Annotated in this window: 13 protein-coding genes; 7 read left to right on the forward strand and 6 right to left on the reverse strand. The window is 41.4% G+C overall.

Going from position 1 to position 15,824, the window contains the following annotated elements; all coding sequences use genetic code 11:
* Position 1 precedes the first annotated feature (1 nt).
* Together ribF and murJ are read right to left on the reverse strand one after the other, a co-directional pair.
* On the reverse strand, positions 2 to 937 hold the full coding sequence (ribF, locus tag L2747_RS02475; protein ID WP_248997529.1) for a bifunctional riboflavin kinase/FAD synthetase: 936 nt from the start codon (positions 935 to 937) through the stop codon (positions 2 to 4).
* A gap of 65 nt (positions 938 to 1,002) precedes the next feature.
* Positions 1,003 to 2,562, reverse strand: coding sequence for a murein biosynthesis integral membrane protein MurJ (murJ, locus tag L2747_RS02480; protein WP_248997530.1), 1,560 nt, complete (start codon positions 2,560 to 2,562; stop codon positions 1,003 to 1,005).
* A gap of 255 nt (positions 2,563 to 2,817) precedes the next feature.
* Here murJ and rpsT point away from each other — a divergent pair, with 255 nt between their 5' ends.
* Positions 2,818 to 3,084, forward strand: a complete 267-nt coding sequence (gene rpsT, locus L2747_RS02485; RefSeq protein WP_248950055.1) for a 30S ribosomal protein S20 — start codon at positions 2,818 to 2,820, stop codon at positions 3,082 to 3,084.
* A 232-nt stretch (positions 3,085 to 3,316) separates the two neighbouring features.
* Here rpsT and L2747_RS02490 read toward each other — a convergent pair whose 3' ends face one another.
* Complete coding sequence (locus tag L2747_RS02490; RefSeq protein ID WP_028767516.1) at positions 3,317 to 3,631, reverse strand: ArsR/SmtB family transcription factor; 315 nt, start codon at positions 3,629 to 3,631, stop codon at positions 3,317 to 3,319.
* 135 nt (positions 3,632 to 3,766) lie between these two features.
* On the opposite strand from L2747_RS02490, the gene L2747_RS02495 reads away from it, so the two are divergent.
* Entirely contained in the window at positions 3,767 to 5,167 is a 1,401-nt protein-coding gene (locus tag L2747_RS02495) for a M28 family metallopeptidase (RefSeq protein WP_248997531.1), read from the forward strand.
* Between the two features lie 65 nt (positions 5,168 to 5,232).
* On the opposite strand, the gene yaaA is transcribed toward L2747_RS02495, so the two are convergent.
* A complete protein-coding gene (yaaA, locus tag L2747_RS02500) occupies positions 5,233 to 6,006 on the reverse strand; it encodes a peroxide stress protein YaaA (RefSeq protein WP_248997532.1) in 774 nt (257 codons plus the stop codon).
* Positions 6,007 to 6,118: 112 nt separating this feature from the next.
* The gene (locus tag L2747_RS02505) at positions 6,119 to 7,588 is read right to left on the reverse strand and encodes an alanine/glycine:cation symporter family protein (protein WP_248997533.1); all 1,470 of its coding nucleotides are present in this window, start codon (positions 7,586 to 7,588) and stop codon (positions 6,119 to 6,121) included.
* A gap of 424 nt (positions 7,589 to 8,012) precedes the next feature.
* Between L2747_RS02505 and L2747_RS02510 the strand changes: the two genes are divergently transcribed.
* The 5 genes from L2747_RS02510 to L2747_RS02530 all read left to right on the forward strand — a co-directional run bounded on the left by L2747_RS02510 (position 8,013) and on the right by L2747_RS02530 (position 15,019).
* A complete protein-coding gene (locus L2747_RS02510) occupies positions 8,013 to 10,379 on the forward strand; it encodes a phosphoketolase family protein (RefSeq protein WP_248997534.1) in 2,367 nt (788 codons plus the stop codon).
* Positions 10,380 to 10,618: 239 nt separating this feature from the next.
* On the forward strand, positions 10,619 to 11,716 hold the full coding sequence (locus tag L2747_RS02515) for an OmpA family protein (protein WP_248997535.1): 1,098 nt from the start codon (positions 10,619 to 10,621) through the stop codon (positions 11,714 to 11,716).
* A 283-nt stretch (positions 11,717 to 11,999) separates the two neighbouring features.
* Positions 12,000 to 12,956: a transaldolase gene (gene tal, locus L2747_RS02520; protein ID WP_248997536.1), complete on the forward strand. Its 957-nt coding sequence runs from the start codon at positions 12,000 to 12,002 to the stop codon at positions 12,954 to 12,956.
* 16 nt (positions 12,957 to 12,972) lie between these two features.
* Positions 12,973 to 14,610 carry a glucose-6-phosphate isomerase gene (pgi, locus tag L2747_RS02525; RefSeq protein WP_248997537.1) on the forward strand — a complete coding sequence of 546 codons (1,638 nt, stop codon included), beginning with the start codon at positions 12,973 to 12,975 and terminating at the stop codon, positions 14,608 to 14,610.
* Between the two features lie 223 nt (positions 14,611 to 14,833).
* Positions 14,834 to 15,019 (forward strand): DUF3545 family protein, encoded by a 186-nt coding sequence (locus L2747_RS02530; RefSeq protein ID WP_248997538.1) that lies wholly within the window; start codon positions 14,834 to 14,836, stop codon positions 15,017 to 15,019.
* Between the two features lie 58 nt (positions 15,020 to 15,077).
* Here the strand turns inward: L2747_RS02530 and L2747_RS02535 are convergent, their stop codons facing one another.
* Positions 15,078 to 15,617: a hemerythrin domain-containing protein gene (locus tag L2747_RS02535; protein ID WP_248997539.1), complete on the reverse strand. Its 540-nt coding sequence runs from the start codon at positions 15,615 to 15,617 to the stop codon at positions 15,078 to 15,080.
* Positions 15,618 to 15,824: the final 207 nt, after the last annotated feature.

A 15,824-nucleotide genomic window follows, 5' to 3' on the forward strand; every position in this document is an offset into this window, starting at 1 on the left:
TTCAGCCTGCATCGCTACCAAGTAGTGCTTTCGCTCTATTGGCATCATCTTTAATTTGTTTTTTCAGCGCATCTAACGATCCGAATGGCTGCTCGTCTCTAATCTTTGCCACTAACTCAACTTCAACAGCCTTACCGTATAGGTCGCCATCAAAATCAAACAAATGGACTTCTAACTGACATACTTGCCCATTAACAGTGGGTCTAAAGCCAACATTAGCAACACCTTCATAGATATCACTATTGTCCCAATACAACTTCACCGCAAACACACCTCTAACAGGTGTTACTTTACGCTTTAAGGCAATATTTGCAGTAGGAAAACCTATTGTTCTGCCAATTTTTTCGCCATGAGCAACCTTGCCACTTAAGGTAAATGGGTGACCAAGCAAACGTCTAGCTTGTTCTAAATTACCTTTTGCTAGCAACTGCCTAATTTCTGTTGAACTAACGCGCTTATCGCCCAAAATAAAACTTTGTGTGCTGACTACTGCAAAACCATGCTTTTCACCGGCTTTACGCAGCATGTCGAAGTTACCTTGACGTTGCTTACCAAAACAAAAGTCATCACCGACAACTAAATACTTTACGCCTAACGCTTTAACCAGCAATTGCTCGATAAACTCTTCGGCACTGTAGTTGGCAAACTTCTTATTAAAGTTAACACACAACAAACGGTCTATTTTTAACTCATCAAGTAAAACGATTTTATCACGCAGCAAGCTCAATCTTGCTGGCGCATCTTCGCCTTGAAACAACTCTTGTGGCTGCGGTTCAAATGTCATCACTGCCGCAGGCAAACCTAAATGTTCAGCCTTTGCTACTAAGCGACTAATCACTTCCGCATGACCACGGTGAACACCATCAAAGTTGCCTATTGTTAATACGCAACCATGATGTTTCGGCAAAATATTATGTATACCGCGGATTAATTCCATTATCTTACACGACACATGAGAGTAAATGGGCGGATTATATACCAGCTAGCCTTCATAATCAGCACTCAAACTGCAGCTTTCATCTTCCAAGGGCGAATTCCTAGTAAAACTAAGCAAATAAAATACGCGACTGCTGCAAATACAATCAATTTAGCTAACGTATAGCTTCGCTCTATAAAGGATAGATCAAGCCATTGAGCTGTGGTGGGGTCAAATTTGAATAACACCAACACCATTATACTTGCGGCTAAAGCCGCTTTTACAAAAAACATAAGCGTCGCTTTATTAAACTTATATACATTAGCTTTATGCAAACCACGATACAGTAAAAATGCGTTTAACAACGCTGACATTGACGTCGCAATAGCAAGTCCAACATAACCAAATGGAATCGCAAATATCAGGTTGAATACCATGTTGCTGACCATGGCGATGATACCGTAGCGCACAGGTGTTTTGGTGTCTTGTCTTGAGTAATAACCCGGTGCCAAGATTTTAATCATCATAAAGCTGAGTAAGCCACTACCGTATGCCATTAAACTGTAAGATGCCATTTCAACATCTTGATAGCTAAATGCACCGCGCATAAAAAGTACCATTAACATAGGTTTGGCTAAAATGATCAAGCCACACATTGCCGGTAATCCAAGCAACACAATCGCTTTTACCCCCCAGTCCATGGTTTTTGCAAACTCGCCACTTTCAGCATTTACATGCCTTTTAGATAAAGCAGGCAAAATCACGGTGGCAATTGCAATTCCAAATAAGCCCAACGGAAATTCAAGTAAACGGTCAGAGTAATACAGCCAACTAATCGAGCCCGTCATTAAAAAGCTGGCTATAAAAGTATCAAGTAACAAGTTAATTTGTGATACAGATACGCCAAACAACGCGGGGATCATGAGGGTTCGAATTTTCGTTACTCCAGGATGATTCCAACCCCAGCTAGGTTTAACCAGTGCCTTTTCTTGCATAAGGAAAGGGATTTGAAACAAAAACTGGATCAAGCCACCTAAAAATACGCCGCAAGCTAAACCAATTTCTGGCTGCTGCATATTAGGAGCAAGAAAAATAGCCGCACTAATAATGGCAATGTTCAAAAATACCGGTGTAAACGCAGATACTGCAAAGCGGCCACGAGTATTAAGAATCGAACCAGCTAACGCAGTAAACGTAATAAACCACAAATACGGGAAGGTAATTTTTAACATTAACGAGGCAAGCTCAAACTTCTCACCATTAGGCTCATCATTAAGCCAAGCAAGAAACCAGCCGCCACCAAATAATGCCGTTAATACCGGTGATGCGATTACACCGATCAAAGTTACAATACTCACCAAAATACCTAAGGTGCCAGCAACCTTACCAATTAACTCATTAACCTCTGCACGAGTGTTTTTCTCTTGATACTCCGTTAAAACAGGCACAAATGCTTGGGCAAAAGCGCCTTCAGCAAATAGTCGTCTTAAAAAGTTGGGAATTTTATTGGCAAAGAAAAATACGTCCGCACTGCTCCCCGCTCCCATAAGGTTCGCGATCACGACATCTCGCACTAAACCTAAAACACGGGAAATCAACGTCATGGCACTCACAATGATGCCTGACTTTACTAACTTCTTGCTCAAAACGCCCCCTGCTCCTGTTTCGGAGCTAAATTACTTTGGCAATATCACGTAAAAATCGGTATTAGCCCTATTGTCTCTTGGTAATACCTGCTAGAATTGCGCCACATATTACACGAGTTAGGTTGAAGATAGCCAAGCTGGTTGGATTATTTTGAGTTAATCAAATTGATTCAATCATTGTCATTGACAAAGTGACATAAATAGGGCATATTCCTCGACCTTAAAAATACCAATCCCAGTTTTAGGAGTTGCACCTTGGCTAATAGCAAGTCTGCAAAGAAGCGCGCGCTTCAATCTGAAAAGCGTCGCCAGCACAACGCTAGCCGTAGCTCAATGCTACGTACTTACGTTAAAAAAGTAATCGCTGCAATCAATGCAGGTGACCACGCGTCAGCTACAGCTGCTTTCGCAGTAGCACAACCAATTGTTGACCGTATGGCGACTAAAGGTCTTATTCACAAGAATAAGGCTGCTCGTTATAAGTCACGCTTAAACGCTAAAATCAAAGCAATCGCTGCTTAATTTTTAGTTTTAAAGTAAAGATAAAAACCGGCCTCGGCCGGTTTTTTTATATCTACAATTTACCACGCCCGCCCCCCTTCATTGCTCTACATATTCTATATTAGTAAATTTTAGGCAAAAAAATAGAGAGGACATGCCTCTCCATTAATCATCTATTTTGTAGCGCTTATACAATCAATAAAAACCAGCCGTAGTAAAAACTAACAACTGGCTTTATTTTACTTAGCGTTCACTAAGCAACCGTTTTTAAGCTATCGCAATAAATGTTATTGAGTAACTTAATGATTTCAGCAACTTCTTCACTCTTTAACGAATAATAAACCGTTTGAGCTTCTTTGCGGGTTTCAACTAAATTATCTTTACGCAACCAAGCTAAGTGCTGAGACAGAGCAGACTGACTTAACCCCAACTTCTTATTCATTTCACCAACACACATCTCACCTTCATTAAGAAGGTAACACAAAATAAACAGACGACGTTCGTTGGCCAACGCTTTTAACAACACAACGGCATGATCTGCTCGTTGTTGCATTAGTTCTATATTCATTACGAGCCATTTCTCCTAAAACAAACCGACGCTCTAATATAGCGTTGCCTTACAGATATAGTCGGGACATAAAGCACACTTTTTGCTAGATTGTTTTTAAAAATGGGATATACGTAATAAAAACAAAGGAAACTTATGAAAAACAACTATCTCAATATGCTTTATGGCGTCATTTTCCTTGGCTTAACTGGTTGCCTGCATACTGATATTAACAACCCAGACAGGGCTATAAGTGCAAAATTACAACAAAAAGCACTAAATTCGACTCTGGCATATGAGCTGGTTGAATCATTAACTGTTGAGGTAGGCCCTAGACTTGCTGGAAGCGAACAAGATTTAATCGCTGTAGAATGGGCTGAAAATAAACTCAACAATTTGGGTTTCGATAAGGTTTATAAAGAAGCGGTACAAGTCCCTGTTTGGCATCGTGGTGAAGCAAAGGCGTCAATTACCTCGCCTTATGCCCAACCATTAGTTATCACTGCACTAGGTGGTAGTATTTCAACCCCTAAAGAGGGTATTGAAGCCAATATAATCCGATTTAATAGCTTAACAGAGTTACAACAGGCTTCGTCAGCCGATGTTCACGGTAAAATTGTATTTATCGACCATGTAACTGAACGACATAAAACGGGTAAAGGTTATGGTAAAAGTGTTGGTGGTCGCTCTAAAGGAGCCATTGCAGCGGCACAAAAAGGCGCCGTAGCGATAATGATCCGTTCGATTGGCACAGATCATGACCGTATGGCACACACGGGTATGATGCGTTATCAAGAAGGCGTAAACAAAATTCCGGCTGCAGCTATGTCTAACCCAGATGCAGATTTAATCAATGCCATGCTTAAGCGCAGCAAAAATATCAAAATAAAACTGCAACTGTCAGCTGAAAACCAAGGCTTTGCTACCTCATACAATGTTATAGCTGAAGTTACAGGTTCGACAAAGCCTGATGAAATTGTGTTGATTAGCGCGCATTTAGACTCTTGGGACGAAGGTACTGGGGCAATTGATGATGGCGCAGGTGTCGCAATTGTTACCGCGGCAGGCAAACTCATTCAGGACTTGCCAGTAAAACCGGCAAGGACAGTTAGAGTTGTATTGTATGCTGCTGAAGAAGTTGGTCTGATCGGCGGCAAAACCTATGCTAAAGCTCACCAAGCTGAACTTTCTCAACATTATATTGCAGCAGAATCTGATTTTGGTGCCGGGCGTATATATCAAATTGACTTTAGAGCCAGTCAGCAAGGCTATGAAGAGCTTACAAAGTTAAGCCAGCCTATGATTACAAACGGAGTCGTTATGGGGAATAACAAGGCCTCAGGCGGCCCTGACGTATCAATGCTTCCTTCAATGGGCGTTCCAGTCGCATCTTTAAGGCAAGATGGCAGCGATTATTTTGATTACCACCACACACCGAATGACACCTTAGACAAAATTGAACCTGCTGCGTTGCAGCAAAATGTTGCCGCTTATGCGCAATTTGCTTATTTGATGGCGCAGTCAAATATTGAATTGCGCCCAATCGTTGCTAAATAATAACCAATCGTTAAAACAAAAAAGCAGCCATTAGGCTGCTTTTAACTGTGTGCATTAGCTAATACTTATTGTTCTTCACGTAAAAACACTGGCTCATTAGCTGTAGAGTCTTTCTCGCTATAGTAATAGCCTGCAGTATTGAACTCAGTAAGTCTCTCAAGAGACTCAACGTTATTATCGAGAATATAACGCACCATCATGCCACGGGCTTTTTTAGCAAAGAAGCTAATCACTTTGTATTGGCCATTCTTGCAATCTTTAAACACTGGCGTAATCAAGCTTGCGTTGAGTTTTTTAGGTTTAACCGCTTTAAAGTATTCATTAGAAGCTAAGTTGACAATAAACTCACAACCCTGCTCAGCAGTCGTTTGGTTTAGCTCATCAGTAATGACATCGCCCCAGAACTGATAGAGATTAGTACCACGTTCATTAGCTAAACGCGTCCCCATCTCTAACCGATAGGCCTGCATTAAATCTAATGGCTTTAGTAAACCATAAAGCCCTGAGAGAATTCTTAACTGTTTTTGCGCCTTCTGCAGGCTCACCTCTGATAACGTATCAGCATCAAGCCCTGTATATACATCACCACGAAAAGCAAATACGGCCTGTTTGGCATTTTCTGGCGTAAAGTCTTTTTGCCACGAGCTAAATCTAGCCACGTTTAAACCCGCAATTTTATCGCTGACCTTCATCAAAGTAGCAATATCTGTTGGCGTCAGTTTGCGGCAAACTTCTATAAGCTGTTCACTTTGATCCAGCAATGTAGGCATTGAATACAGCTCGGTGCCGGGTGGATTTTCAAAATCTAACGTTTTTGCAGGAGAAACAAGAATCAGCATAGCCAAGTCCTTTCAAAAATATTATTTAATTAAGACAATCATACTGATCAAAAACAAAAAAACCACGCTTTAACAGCGTGGTTTTTTAGATTGAGCTAATAACGCTTATAGATTAAGTACGGGCGTCATGAGCAACTTCTTGCGCTTTAATTTCTTCAGCAACTGTTTTGCTTGTCCAGATATCACCTTCTAAGTTTGAAAGCTCAGGGAATTTACTTGCATCAAACGTTGGCGTTTTACCACTTTTAAGCTGCTGGCGATAATCGTTAATCACTCGAATAGCCAAGCCAGATAGTAATAACAAAGCAATGATGTTAACCGTGGCCATTAGGCCCATAGACACATCAGCTAAATTCCAAACTAGACTAATCTTAGCTACAGCACCAAACATCACCATACCCAGAACACATACTCTGAAGATAGGTAGCGCTTTCTTGCTGTTACCAGATAAGAAAATGACGTTAGTTTCTGCGTAAGAGTAGTTAGCAATAATCGAGGTAAAGCAAAACAGTAAGATAGCTAAAGCGATAAAACCACCGCCCCAAGTACCCACGTGCTGGCTTAGTGCATCAATAGTCAGTTTGATCCCGTCACCACTTGAGCCCATATCGCCTGCTAACAAAATAATCGCGGCTGTAGCTGTACAGATAACGATAGTATCAACAAATACCCCCATCATTTGTACAAAGCCCTGCGATGCAGGGTGATTCGGGTTTGGTGAAGCACTCGCTGCTACGTTGGCTGCACTACCCATACCCGCTTCGTTAGAGAATAGACCACGTGCAATACCAGCTTGCATAGCCTGAGCAATGGTATAAGCCACGCCACCAGCAACCGCTTCTTGTAAACCAAACGCACTCTTAATCACTAACATAAATACGTCAGGAAGCTTCTCAATGTTCATCGCAACCACAACAAATGCAATTAAGATGTAAGCGATAGCCATCACAGGTACAACAATCTCAGAGACTTTAGCTACTTTGCGTAAGCCACCCATAATCACAAATGCACTAAGAATAACGATGGCAATCCCCACATACATTGGGTCAAAGCCAAACACTTGGGTCATTGCGCCAGTAATGGTGTTTGCCTGCACTGCGTTGAACACTAGACCAAAGGCAATAATCAGGAAAATTGAGAACAAAATCCCCATCCAACGCTGACCAAGACCTTTTTCCATGTAGTAAGATGGGCCGCCGCGGTACTGACCATCTTCGTCACGTACTTTGTAAACCTGAGCTAGTGTCGACTCAACCATAGCCGTTGCCATACCTAGTACCGCAATCAGCCACATCCAAAATACAGCACCAGGACCTGCAGCGCCAATCGCTACAGCAACACCCGCCATGTTACCCGCACCGACACGAGCCGCCATACTGGTACAAAATACTTGGAAAGATGATAAGCCACCTTTGCTTTCACCTTGGCGACTTTTAAGCATAATTTCGCCAGAATGCTTAAAGTGAGTAAGCTGGATAAATGCCAATCGAATGGTAAAGTACAGCCCGGCACCAACCAGTCCGTATACTAATAATTTTCCCCAAAGCAGTGCATTGAGAAAGTTAACGGTTGTTTCTATCATATAATTTCAATCCCCATGACAAACATAATCTAGCGAATGTTTCGCTGGATTAGGTTCCCCCTGTGTTTGTCCTTCATAAAGTATTTAAATAACAGCAGATTTTATTTTCAAATTATCTTAAACGTGGAAAAGCTACATCACGCCTGCTGTAATCCGCGCAGCAAAATAGCATAGCATTGCTTCAACCCCGAGCGATATAGATCACAGTTTCTCATTTACCTGACAACCGCATCACATCGATCTTTATAGGCAGTTAAAAAACTTAACCAAATTAACATAACAACCACACGCAAACGACCAACATTTAATTGTACAAAAAGCTTTCAAAAAATCAGAGATAGCCCACGTTTTTGTAATAAAATTACAAATATAGTGACTAATATGAAATTTGTTTAACTTTATGATTACGTAAATGGGGTTATTTATGGCACATCAACAAGAAATTGTCGCACTGAAGAAATTTGTGAGAGCAACTAACTTTCTGGCGACTTCACAAATTTATTTGAAGCAAAACGTGTTGCATAAACGCGCACTTGAACACAGCGATATCAAACCAAGGCTGCTTGGACACTGGGGAACCTGCCCTGGTATCAACTTTGTTTATGCAAACGTCAACAGACTTATCACTAAACACAATCGTTCATTTGTTTATCTCGTTGGCCCTGGCCACGGATTCCCAGCAGTACAAGCTAACTTATTTATGGAAGGCTCATTGAGCCACTTTTACCCCGAAACCATTCCATATAATGAAGTCGGTATTACCGATATTTGTCAAAAGTTCTCTGCAGCCTATGGCTATCCATCGCATGCTAACCCTGAAGCTCCAGGGCAGATTCTTGAAGGCGGCGAACTTGGTTACTCATTATCCGTTGCTTGGGGAGCAGTATTAGATAATCCAGATTTAATTGCTGCCTGCCTAATCGGTGATGGTGAGTCAGAAACGGGCCCACTTGCTGCTTCTTGGTACGCTAACCGTCTAGTGTCTCCTAAAAACAATGGCGCCGTGCTACCAATCGTTCATATCAATGGCTATAAAATTTCAGGTCCGACTCGTATGGGCCGTATGAGTCATGAAGAGCTCGATTTAGAGTTTAGAGGTTTAGGTTATCACCCAATCATTGTCGATGATCAGTTAGAAGAGGACGTATACGTGCAGATGGCTGCCGCCATGGACACCTCTTATGCAATGATTAACGATATTCAAACTCGCGCTCGTGCAGGTGAAGATATCGTAAAACCACGTTGGCCTGTGATTTTAATGCGTACAGCAAAAGGTTGGACTGGTACTGCCGAATTTGACGGAAAGAAACTTGAAGGTAACTGCGAATCACACCAAGTTATTGTTAATAAGTGTGCTAAAGATAAAGCGCACTTAGACGCCCTTAATACTTGGCTTGCGAGTTACAAGTTCCATGAGCTTTATCAAATTAATGATAAAGGCGAACTAATCTTTGATGAAGATATTCAAAGCCTACTTCCACCTAAAGAGCTCACTTGTGGTCGTCAGCATTTAAGCTACGGTGGCGAAGTCGTTCGTGCCTTAACAAACCCTGATTTAGAAAAGCTAGCCTACGGAGCAGAAACCCCACGTGGCCAGCGCGGCTTATCTATGTTTAAGATGGGCGAGTGGATGCGGGATGCATTTAAACTCAATCGCGACCAACGTAATTTACGTATCTTCTGTCCTGACGAAACCTACTCAAACCAACTACAAGCTGTGTTTGAAGAAACCAGCCGTGCATGGCAATGGCCAATTGAAAGCTGGGATGAGGACATGAGTCGCGACGGCCGTGTAATAGAGCTGCTATCAGAGAACTTGTTGTTCGGTATGCTCCACGGCTACACAGTAACAGGTCGTCACGCAATGTTCCCGACATATGAGGCGTTTTCTCAAGTTGTATCATCAATGGCTGACCAATACTGTAAATATGTTTATGCCAGCCAAGGTGTGCATTTCCGCAAACCAGTGCCAGCATGTAACGTTGTATTATCATCACTACTTGAGCGCCAGGATCACAACGGTTACTCACATCAGAATCCATCTTTCTTAGGCGCTATGCTTGAGAAACATCCAAAGATTATCTCTGCTTATTTACCAGCAGATGGTAACAGTACACTTGTTTATACCGAGCGTGCTTATGCTGATCGCGACAAGCTAAACATTCTGGTTGCAGGTAAAAAAGACCTACCTCAATGGTTAACGCTTGATGAAGCTCGTCAGCAGGCAAAAGATGGTGTCATGGTTTGGGATTTTGCATCAGACGAAAATCCAGATGTCGTTCTAGTGGGCTGTGGTGACTACGTTACCCAAGAGGCAATGGCTGCGCTTGTGCTTATTCGTGAATTATTACCACGCGTACGCATTCGTTTTGTCAGCGTAACTGAATTAACCAGCAGCGGTTTAGGTAGTTTAGAATTCCAGAACAAGCCTTGGCTAATGGATGAAATCTTTACCGCCGATAAAGGCGTGGTCTTTAACTATCACGGCTATCCAAACACCATTAAGAAACTTGTGTTTGATTATAAAGGCAGTAAGCGTTTCAGAATTAAGGGTTATGAAGAAGAAGGGTCAACTACGACTCCATTTGATATGGGTGTACGTAACGGTACCTCTCGCTACCACCTCGTTATCGATATGGCCTATAAGCTGTTCCAACAAAGTGTTATTGATGAGACTCAACATGTCGCCATTACAACAGATATGTTGCAACGCTTAGTCGATCACAGAAACTACATTAAAGCTAACGGTGTAGATCCTGAGAGCATCGAAAACTGGGTTTGGACACGCTAATCAAAACGCCATTTTGGCGTAATTTAAGCTAAAAAAAGGGCGCTTTTATTATAAAGCGCCCTTTTTACAACCTTTAACTTACACAATAAATCACAATTAAAGTGGAAAATATTACATTTGCAACAGATAATAGTGTCAGCTAGCTAAAATATAAAGGAGCTCCGTAATAAGTGCTGGCCCTGTTTAGAATAATTTCTAACAGACGGAGGCGTTTTATAAATAAAACATAAGGATTTCGAATGATGAACAATACACTAAAAGCAGTTCTGCTTACTTCAATGTTACCTTTTGCTGCAACCGCAGCTGACGGCATGAGCCCCTGGTATGTAGGTGGCGGTGTCGGCATCAATAATTACGAGCCTAATTGCGATCAGAAAACCATGAAGACTTGTGGTGAAGATGATCCATATGCATGGGACGTATTTGCAGGTTACTTATTTAACGACTATTTCGGTGCAGAGGTTGGTTATCGTGACCTAGGCCGTGCAGAATGGGTCGACTATTCAAACAAACTAAATGATGTAGGTGCTAAAGGTATGAACCTTGGCCTTGTGGCATTTTGGCCTTTTGCTGGCAACTGGAGCTTGTCAGCAGAGGCTGGTGCTTTTAACTACGTTATCTCTAACAACAAGCAATGGGGTTCAGAATACTACAGTGACAATGGTGTAGCGCCATACTTTGGTGCAGGTATTGGTTACAATATTACCGATAACCTAAAGATCCAAGCTAAATATCGTCGCTATGAAAACCTCGACGAGGACAAGTGGAAAACACTTGAAATGGAAAGTAACTACTGGGGTCTAGAACTTAGCTACCGCTTCGGCAGCAAAGCAAAACCTGCTCCTGTTGTTGCACCAATCATAGTTGCCGACTCCGACAACGATGGTGTTAATGACGATATGGACCAATGTCCAAATACGCCATCAACTCATCAAGTTGATAACTATGGCTGTACGATTTATGAAGAAACTGAGTACACCTTTGACTTAGAAGCTAACTTTAAAAATAACTCGGCAAAAGTTGAACCTTCATCTCTTGGCGACATTGAAACGTTAGCAGACTTTATCAATCAACACCCTAATGCAGAAGTGTTGATTTCAGGTCACGCTTCTAATACTGGTAGCCCAGCTTACAACATGAAGCTTTCAGAGCGCCGTGCTGCTTCAGTTGCTGATATTTTAATTAATCAGTATGGTGTTGCCCCTGCAAAAGTGACTTCTAAAGGCTTTGGTATCACTCAGCCGTTAATTGAAGGCAGCTCAGCAGAAGCAAACCGCGTTAACCGCCGCATCGAAGCGCATGTAACTGGAACAGAGAAAACACCAGTTCTTAAATAAGCTGTACGATATACAAGCAAAGCTCACGGTTATCACAACCGTGAGCTTTTTTAATTTTGAATCAGCATAAAAAAGCTATACTTCTTGGTTAAACTGATAATCAACACCAATTCTTAGCAAAATCTCGTACTTAGATTACCAAAAAAGACCGTTTAAATGATTTTTAGCAACTTTTGTGTAATTTTTTTTCATATATAGTTGGAATGTTCATTAAAATGGCTTTTAATAGCTGGTAAATTAATTGTCCAAACGATGCTGTTCATAGAGTAAGGATGTAATACGCATGGCCAACACATTAGAACAACTTAAACCTTTCACTACCATTGTTGCCGATACTGGTGATATTGAAGCCATAAAACGTTACCAGCCAGAAGACGCAACGACTAACCCGTCTCTCATTTTAAAAGCATCCGAAATTCCGGAATACAGTGCACTAATCGAAAATGCTATCACTTGGGCTAAAAGTCAAAGTGATGTTCTTGCACAGCAAATTGAAGATGCTGGGGACAAGCTTGCAGTAAATATCGGTTTAGAGATCTTAAAAATTGTTCCGGGCCGTATTTCTACAGAAGTTGATGCACGCCTTTCATTTGACCAAGCAGGCTCTATTGCTAAAGCGCACAAGCTTATCAAGCTTTACCAAGAAGCTGGTATCGATAAGTCTCGTATCCTAATCAAGCTCGCATCTACTTGGGAAGGTATTTGCGCAGCTAAGCAGTTAGAACAAGAAGGCATCAACTGTAACCTAACCTTGCTATTTAGCTTTGCTCAAGCACGTGCATGTGCTGAAGCAGGTGTATACCTGATCTCTCCTTTCGTAGGACGTATTCTAGATTGGTATAAGAAAGATACTGGCCTTGAGTATTCAGCGACTGAAGATCCAGGTGTTGTTTCTGTTACTGGCATTTACAACTACTACAAACGTCATGGCTTTAACACTGTCGTTATGGGCGCAAGCTTCCGTAACACTGGTGAGATCATTGAACTTGCAGGTTGTGACCGTCTAACGATTGGCCCTGCACTTCTTGAAGAGCTACAAAATAGCAATACGCCTATTGTTCAAAAGCTATTACCTGCAACTGAAGTTGTTGCACCTGAAGCAGCAATGACAGAAGCACAGTTCCGTTGGGAGTTTAACGAAGACCCTATGGCGGTTGAAAAACTTGCTGAAGGGATCCGTAATTTTGCCATCGACCAAGGTAAACTTGAAGTGATGCTAAAAGACAAACTTTCGTCTTAATGGAATAGGACTCAAAATGACTGAACTCACTCAACAAGCCACTTGGCAAGCATTAGAGCTGCATAGTCATTCGCTGCCTCATATGCGCGAGCTATTTAGCACTGATCCTCAGCGTTTTAATGACATGTCGACTCAGGATTGTGGATTATTACTCGATTACTCTAAAAACCGCGCCTCAAAAGAGACTATGTCTCTTTTATTCAAGCTAGCTAAAGAGACCCAGCTTGAAGCAAAAATTAAGGCGATGTTTGCAGGTGAAATCATTAATAATACTGAACAAAGGGCAGTACTTCATACTGCTCTACGTGCACCTGCTGACCAAATTATTAATGTTGATGGCAATGATATTGTTGCCGAAGTGCAACAAACTCTGGCAAAAATGGGTGAGTTCGTTGACTCATTAACTTCAGGTAACTGGAAAGGCTACACAGGTAAAACGATTACTGACGTTGTCAGTATCGGTATAGGTGGTTCTTTCCTCGGACCCAAAATTGTGTCACAAGCGCTACGTCCATACTGGACTGGGCACTTAAACTGTCATTTTGTCGCTAACGTAGATGGGACTTCTATTACAGAAAAGCTAAAAAGCTTAGATCCGCAAACAACTTTGTTTGTTATGTCTTCTAAATCTTTTGGCACCCAAGAAACATTAACCAACACGCTAACTGCCAAAGAGTGGTTTTTAAACCAAGGCGCATCACAATCTGATGTCGCTAAGCACTTTGTCGCAGTAAGTTCAAATGTTGCTAAAGCGACAGAGTTTGGTATTGATGCTAACAATATTTTCCCAATGTGGGATTGGGTTGGCGGTCGTTACTCACTTTGGTCTGCGATTGGATTACCTATTGCACTGTTAATTGGCATGGATAACTTTCGCGAATTATTAGCTGGTGCCCATGAAATGGACAAGCATTTTGCCAATACGCCTTTAGAAAACAATATGCCAGTGATTATGGGCTTATTCTCTCTATGGTACGGTAACTTCTTTAATGCTCAGTCGCATGTAGTCTTAACTTATGATCACTACTTAAGAGGTCTTCCTGCTTACTTCCAGCAATTAGACATGGAAAGTAATGGTAAGTCAGTGACTCTTAACGGTACTGATGTCGATTACAGCACAGGTCCTGTTATTTGGGGTGGTGAAGGCACTAACGGTCAGCATGCTTACCATCAGTTATTGCACCAAGGGACAGCACTTATTCCTGCAGACTTCATTATGCCACTAAACAGCCATAACCCTGTTGGTGAGCACCATGTTCAACTTGCTTCGAACTGTTTTGGTCAAACCCAAGCATTAATGCAGGGTCGCACTTATGAAGAAGCACTTGCAGAATTAAGCACGAGCAATCTTGATGATGAGCAAAAACAGCTTATTGCCAAGCACAAAGTGATGCCAGGTAATAAGCCAAGCAATACCATTCTAATGGATAAGCTTACGCCAACAACATTAGGCGCGCTTATTGCACTTTATGAACATAGAACTTTTGTTCAAGGTGCTATTTGGCAAATCAATTCATTTGATCAATGGGGCGTTGAACTCGGTAAGCAATTAGGTAATGACGTACTTGAGCGCCTAACTGCTGACAAAAGTGCCGATGAGCTCGATACATCGAGTAATGGTCTAATCAACCTGTTTAGACAGGGAAACATCTAGCACTAACGCTAAAGTTTAAAAAGCCAGTTTCGACTGGCTTTTTTGTTTTTTAAAGCTAAGCATTCCAAATTTCCCTATAAAAATCTCATTTCTAGCTCCCTTAAAGCCAAATCAAAACATTAAAGCTTCATCTTGATTTAACATTTTTGAAACATTTTAGTTGCACCATGAACAAAAATCATGCTATTAAATTAGAAAAGAAAATAAACAAAAGGAGGTTGCCATGAATCGTCTCGATTATGGTAGTGCGCTAGATAGTATTGTTGAAAAGCCAAGCCGCTCAAGAAGCTCCAATAAAAAGCGCAAATGGCGAGAAATTGAAGTGCTGAAAGAGAAGCATCGTCTGCTCAAAGAGCTTCAAGAAATGGATAATGGCTTTGATGGCGAGTTAGACAGCCTAATGATGTAATAAGTTAATACCATTAAAAAGAGCGCTAGTAGCGCTCTTTTTTGATCTTAGGCTCGTACTACTCAGCACAATCTAAATATTCTCTTAGCTCTTCAAAAAGCGCAGAATCACTCTCATTAAACAATGGATCGTCAACTAAGCGTACTTTACACATATCACGCACTTGCAGCCAATCACTGTCAGTAATAACCTCCCGCCACTTCGGAAATACAATCGTTTCTTCAAATTGCATATGAGTCTTTTGCATACAAACATAACTAGTTAAATCACTGATCAACTGTTCTTTCGAAACAACAATATCACTGAGGATTAAATTCAATGTTGCCATTAATGATGACGATGCTTCACCTAAACGTTCATGCTCTGTTGTCAACTGTTGATTAATATGCTCTCTTCCTAACTTGCTCCAATAAAACTCAGAAATGACCTCTTCTAAAGGGTGATGGCTATGTTCTGCATAGCTTTGCATATACTCTACGATATCGCGGACGACATTGTAATTAATGGCCTCTCCTGCCGCTAACTTAGTGTGTTTGTCGGTTAACACATTTAGCAAAATAGTAATGTGTTTATGATCGTGCATGAGCCTTGCTAGCATAATTGTCTCCACCTTCATCCTCACCCACTACCTCTTATATTAGTAAAGCGTACAAATAACACCCAATATAACAGGCCACTAAAAACTAAATGAATGATGCAGATCAAGCAGTTTTAAACTAATGAACAATCGCTTAGGCATTAAATTAACTAGATAAAAATTTAATGCCTACAAAGATGCCAAGACCACTCTGTTCTCATGCCATAA

This window comes from Shewanella marinintestina, from assembly GCF_023283845.1.
Taxonomy (GTDB): Bacteria; Pseudomonadota; Gammaproteobacteria; order Enterobacterales; family Shewanellaceae; genus Shewanella; species Shewanella marinintestina.

Coding starts and splice junctions, on each gene's coding strand:
- L2747_RS02495 (WP_248997531.1), top strand. CDS start 3,767: ATGAAAAACAACTATCTCAATATGCTTTATGGCGTCATTTTCCTTGGC.
- L2747_RS02505 (WP_248997533.1), bottom strand. CDS start 7,588: ATGATAGAAACAACCGTTAACTTTCTCAATGCACTGCTTTGGGGAAAA.
- tal (WP_248997536.1), top strand. CDS start 12,000: ATGGCCAACACATTAGAACAACTTAAACCTTTCACTACCATTGTTGCC.
- pgi (WP_248997537.1), top strand. CDS start 12,973: ATGACTGAACTCACTCAACAAGCCACTTGGCAAGCATTAGAGCTGCAT.
- L2747_RS02490 (WP_028767516.1), bottom strand. CDS start 3,631: ATGAATATAGAACTAATGCAACAACGAGCAGATCATGCCGTTGTGTTG.
- L2747_RS02530 (WP_248997538.1), top strand. CDS start 14,834: ATGAATCGTCTCGATTATGGTAGTGCGCTAGATAGTATTGTTGAAAAG.
- L2747_RS02515 (WP_248997535.1), top strand. CDS start 10,619: ATGATGAACAATACACTAAAAGCAGTTCTGCTTACTTCAATGTTACCT.
- ribF (WP_248997529.1), bottom strand. CDS start 937: ATGGAATTAATCCGCGGTATACATAATATTTTGCCGAAACATCATGGT.
- L2747_RS02510 (WP_248997534.1), top strand. CDS start 8,013: ATGGCACATCAACAAGAAATTGTCGCACTGAAGAAATTTGTGAGAGCA.
- L2747_RS02535 (WP_248997539.1), bottom strand. CDS start 15,617: ATGCTAGCAAGGCTCATGCACGATCATAAACACATTACTATTTTGCTA.
- yaaA (WP_248997532.1), bottom strand. CDS start 6,006: ATGCTGATTCTTGTTTCTCCTGCAAAAACGTTAGATTTTGAAAATCCA.